The sequence below is a fragment of the Micromonospora sp. ALFpr18c genome (assembly GCF_008868155.1).
GTDB lineage: Bacteria > Actinomycetota > Actinomycetes > Mycobacteriales > Micromonosporaceae > Micromonospora.
The window spans coordinates 1-4694 of sequence record NZ_WBKR01000299.1 but is presented as its reverse complement, the minus strand read 5'-3'; the positions used below and the strand labels follow the sequence as shown (position 1 = coordinate 4694).

The 4694-nt window shown below is 72.2% G+C and carries 4 protein-coding genes and 2 pseudogenes; 2 read left to right on the top strand and 4 right to left on the bottom strand.

Annotated features, from left to right (window positions below; genetic code table 11):
* The first annotated feature begins 118 nt into the window (after nt 1-118).
* Nucleotides 119-934, top strand: coding sequence for a winged helix-turn-helix domain-containing protein (locus F8271_RS29915; protein WP_370461999.1), 816 nt, complete (start codon nt 119-121; stop codon nt 932-934).
* Here F8271_RS29915 and F8271_RS29910 read toward each other — a convergent pair.
* Nucleotides 935-1183: pseudogene (locus F8271_RS29910) on the bottom strand (IS3 family transposase); the annotation flags it as partial.
* Nucleotides 1184-1508: 325 nt separating this feature from the next.
* On the opposite strand from F8271_RS29910, the pseudogene F8271_RS29905 reads away from it, so the two are divergent.
* Nucleotides 1509-2802 (top strand): annotated as a pseudogene (locus F8271_RS29905) (MFS transporter).
* A gap of 43 nt (nt 2803-2845) precedes the next feature.
* Here the strand turns inward: F8271_RS29905 and F8271_RS29900 are convergent.
* The 3 genes from F8271_RS29900 to F8271_RS29890 all read right to left on the bottom strand — a co-directional run bounded on the left by F8271_RS29900 (nt 2846) and on the right by F8271_RS29890 (nt 4626).
* On the bottom strand, nt 2846-3232 hold the full coding sequence (locus F8271_RS29900; protein ID WP_151493158.1) for a VOC family protein: 387 nt from the start codon (nt 3230-3232) through the stop codon (nt 2846-2848).
* Nucleotides 3229-3927, bottom strand: a complete 699-nt coding sequence (locus tag F8271_RS29895) for an SRPBCC domain-containing protein (protein WP_151493157.1) — start codon at nt 3925-3927, stop codon at nt 3229-3231. Before F8271_RS29895 ends, F8271_RS29900 begins: the two co-directional genes overlap by 4 nt.
* Nucleotides 3928-4128: 201 nt before the next feature.
* Nucleotides 4129-4626 (bottom strand): YchJ family protein, encoded by a 498-nt coding sequence (locus F8271_RS29890; protein WP_151493156.1) that lies wholly within the window; start codon nt 4624-4626, stop codon nt 4129-4131.
* Nucleotides 4627-4694: the final 68 nt, after the last annotated feature.

Below are 4694 nucleotides of genomic sequence, written 5' to 3'. Positions count from 1 at the left end.
CCGCAACGCCCGATCCGACGCCCACTGTCGCCGCCCGCCAGCCGGCACCTCAGGAATCTGCTTCTTCCCGCGCCCCATCGCAAACCTCCGTGATCAAGGTGTTGCGACGATCAGTTGAATTCGCCCTCGCTGCCGCGGTCGCTGTGGAAGATCACTGCGTCGACCTGGCCGCCGCGGGTCGCGGCGGCCCTTCCCGCAGGCACAAGAGGATCTGCGTCGCAGGGCGGTAGCGGCGGTCAAGGCCGGGCACACGCAGGCGGCGGTGGCCACAGTGCTCGGTGTGTCACCGCAGGCGGTTTCGCGGTGGGTCAACGCCTTTGACCGCAAGGGGAACAAGGCACTCAAGGCCGGCAAGCGGGGGCGGCGTCCGGGTGAGCAGAAGGCCCTCGACCCGAGGCAGGAAGCTCGGGTACGGCGAGCGGTGGTGAGTAGGTACCCCGACCAGGTCGCGTTGCCCGGCCTGGTGTGGACTCGCCCGCAGGTCCGCCAACTGGTACGCACCTGGTTCGGTATCGGCCTGTCCCTGGTCACGATCGGCAAGTATCTGCGCTCGTGGGGGCTGTCACCGCAGAAGCCGATCCGCAAAGCGTACGAGCGGAACCCCGAGGCGGTCGCACGGTGGCTGGAGGCGGAGTACCCCGCCATCGAGAGACAAGCGAAGAAGGAGAAAGCGGTCATCTTGTGCAACGTCCGCGACTGGCTGGCCGAACGTGTTGAGCAGATTGAGATGCACTTCCTGCCCGGCTACGCACCCGAACCGAACCCCGTAGAACTACTCAACGGCGACATCAAACGCCATGTGGCACAAGCGAACCCCGCCAACCCCACCGGACTCGCCGCAGCAGCCGCCTCGCACCTGCGCCGCCGCCAGAACCAGCCCGAGGCAGTGAAGTCCCTATTCGGCAAGCCAGAGGTCCGCTACGCCGCTGGCTGATCAGCACATGTTTGCCCTTCGGGTCAATAAGTCACGTTTGACCAGGTCACGAGGCCGGTCGGTCTCGGCCTCAGGCCGTGTCGTGCGTGCTGACCTGTCGCGCAGCAGCCCGCGCAGCGCGGCGGCGCGCATCAGCCGTTCGACCGTGCACCGGGCCACCTCGACGCCCTGGCGGTGCAGCTCGTGCCAGATCTTTCGGGTGCCGTAGACGCCGTAGTTCTCGGCGTGGATCCTCCTGATCATCGTGGTGAGTTCGCTGTCGCGCCGTGACCGGGCCGAGGCCGTACGGTCTTGACGGTGTAGTAGGTCGACGGTGCGATCTGTGCCGGAGTGTCTTCCAACGCCCGCAAGACCGACTGGACACCGTGCTGTTCCTTCTCAGAGTCGACGAACGCGACCCTCACCGCGACGGCCGGTCCAGCTCGGCCGCGACCCGCGTCGACGCCGGGTGGACGTTCCGATCCGCCCGTCCCACCGCGGGCGGCTACACGGCGCTCCCCATCTCAACAGTGCGCTTCACTCCGAAGCTGGACCGCAATCACACAGCGCCCGGCGGTCGCGCTTTCCACGTCCGGTGTCCGTCTCCACTCCCAGGGGAAGGCCCCATGATCCGCATCGTCTCGCACGGACCCGACCCGGCGGTCCGCCGGCTCACCCTGACCCTCTACGGGTACGCGTTCCTCAGCGACCTCGTCCTGCTCTACCCGCTGTACGTGGTGTTCTTCGCCGACACCGGCCTGTCGGTGGGGCAGATCTCGTCGCTCTTCGTCATCTGGTCGGCCGCCGGCATCCTCGTCGAGGTGCCCTCCGGCGCGTGGGCCGACGTGGTGTCCCGCCGGCTGCTGCTGGGTCTCGCCCCGCTGGTGACCGCGGGCGGGTACGCGCTCTGGGTGCTGGCGCCGTCCTATCCGGCGTTCGCGTTCGGGTTCCTGCTCTGGGGCGCCGGCGGGGCCTTGGTCTCCGGCGCGCTGGAGGCGCTGGTCTGGACCGAGCTGGATCGGCTCGGCGCGGCCGGCCGGTACGCCCGGGTGCTCGGCCGTGCGCGCACGGCGGGCGTCCTGGGTGTGGTGCTCTCCGGAGTGCTCGCCGGCCCGGTGCTCGCCGCCGGCGGGTACCCGGCGATCGGCGCGGCCAGCGTGCTCGCCTGTCTGCTCGCCACGGCCGTCGCCGCCCGGTTTCCCGAACACCGCCGCTGTACCGCAGCGTCGGTCGGACCACCGTCCGGTCCGGACGATGACGACGGCGACGGGGGCTGGTGGGAGACCCTGCGAGCCGGGGTCACGCAGGTCCGCACCCACCCGCCGGTGCGGGGCGCCGTGCTCCTGGTCGCCGTGGTGGCCGCCGACTGGGGCGCGCTCGACGAGTTCACCCCGCTGCTGGCCCTGGACACCGGCGTCGGGGCGCAGGTCGTACCCCTGCTGCTCCTGCTGCTCTGGGCCGGGGTGACCGTCGGCGGGTTGCTCACCCCGGTGGGGGAGCGGCTGGGCGGCCGGGGCTATGCCGGCCTGCTGACCGTCGTCGCCGTCGCGCTGGCCGGGGGCGCGCTGCTGCGGCATCCGGCCGGGTTCGTGCTGCTCGCGGTGGCGTTCGGGGCCGCGCAACTGGCCACCGTGCTGGCTGACGCGCGGTTGCAGGCGCGGATCACCGGCAGCAACCGCGCGACCGTCACCTCCCTGGCCGGGATGGCCACCGACGTACTGATCATCGTGACGTACGGCGCGTACGGGCTCGTCGCCACGGCGGCCGGCAACGCGGTGGCGTTCGCGGTGACCGCCGGGCCGTACCTCATCGTGGCGCTGGCGCTGCTGCGCCGCCGCCGGCGCCCCGCGGCGGTGACCACCGGGGTGGCCGCGCGGGGCCGGTGCTGACCCTGCCCGGCGGCGACCGGAAGGGCCGCCGCCGGGCGCTCGCTCAGCCGGTCATGTGCAGGAACGACCACTGGTGACCGTCGAGGTCCCGGAAGCCGCGCATGTACATCGGCCCGTTGGCCATCCCCGGCCCGAGCGGCTCCCCACCGGCGACCGCAGCCCGGTCGACCAGCTCGTCGACCTGCTCCCGGCTCTGCGCCGACAGCCCCACGATGACCTCCCGGCTGGTCGCCGTGTCGGTGGCGGCCACCCCGGTGTACGCCTCGAAGGCCGACTTGACGTGCAGCATCAGCCGGGTGGTGTCGGAGATGGTGAGCATCATGCTGTCCCCGTCCGGCCCGGTCTGGTCGGTGGTGAAGCCGAGCGTCCGGTAGAACTCGGCGGCGGTGGTCAGGTCGCGCACCGGCAGGTTGATGAAGGTCATGGTCATCGGTTGTCTCCGTTCGACTCGAGCAGCACCTTCAACGCGGTGAGCCGCTCCCGCCAGTACGCCTTGAGCTGCGTGGCCTGCTCGGCTCCGGTCAGCTTCTCGTGCAGGACGTTGACCCGGGTCTTCGACTCGCCGACCGCGTCGAAGCCGACGACGATCCGGGTGGGCCCGCCGGCCCAGTCGGCCCGGAAGCTGCGCGGCGCGGTGGCGGTACGGACCCGTACCTCGACGTCGGGCAGCCAGCGGGCGCGCGCCGTCTCGTCGGCGAACGCCTCGAACAGCCGTGCTGCCGGCGCCGCCACCGTCCGGCTGGCGCTGACCTCGAAGCCGCCGCCGCGCCGCTGACCGGGCGAGCGCAGGCCGCGTGCCTGCTCGTACCCGACGGTGATGCTCTGCGCCCACCAGCCCGGCACCTCGTGCTCGGCCACCAGGTGACGGGCGATCTCGGTGTGCGTCCGCTCGGCGGCGGACGCGGCGTCGAGCACGGCGAACCACTGCGCCCAGCCCTGCCCGGTCCGGTCGCGGAGCAGGTCGTCGGCGATCCGCTCGGTCTGTGCGGCGGCGGGTGCCGGAGGCGCCTCGGGGTCGGGCCCGGCGGACCGGTTGATCAGGTGCCGGCGGGCCGTGGTGTAGCTCTCGCCGGTCTTCGCCATCCGGGCGCGGACCCGGGTCTTGAACGATCTCTGGTTGGTCATCACATGCTCCCGGTCAACGGCACGGTCACCGGGACTCACGCTCCCGTCGACCCCGCCGGAGTGGGGCATGTGGCACCACGTCCCGAGGGCTCCAGGCCCCCTTTGCCTCCGCGTGGCCGGCGGCGTGAGCGCCGGGAGGGAGGTGCGGCGCAGGACTACGCCGGGGTCATCATACGTTCAGCCCGGCCGTCGGCGCAGCCGTCAGGGCTGATCGCCGTCGAGGTAGACCCATCGGCCGTCCTCGCGGGCGAACCGGCTGTGTTCGGTCAGCGTGCCCGCGCGGCCCGCGTCGCGGTAGTGGGCGTGGAACGTCACGGTGCCGGTGGCGTCGAGCACTCCGCCCCGGTCGGTGTCGACGATCTCCAGCCGGATCCACCGCTGCCCCGGCGCCAGCTCCAGCCGGGCCGGTCGGGTCGAGGAGTGCCAGCTCCGCAGCAGGTAGCCGGTGTCGCCGAGGGCGAAGGCGCTGAACCGGGAGCGCATCAACGCCTCGGCCGTCGGCGCCTGCGCCGCGCCGCCGTGCACCGGCGCGCAGCAGTCTGCGTACGTCCGGCCCGAGCCGCACGGGCACACCCGTTCCGCCGTCGCGTTCGCCCGTCTGCGCCTGCCATCCTTGCCCACGCCGTCATCCTGCCGCACCGCCGCGCGGCCCCGGACGTTGGCCGACGGGTTGACGGTCGTCCCTACGCTCGCGGGCATGACGCGATCGGCCGCCGTGCCGCTGGCCCCGGGTCATCCGCGCGGGGCGGGCTGACCTGCGCGGATGA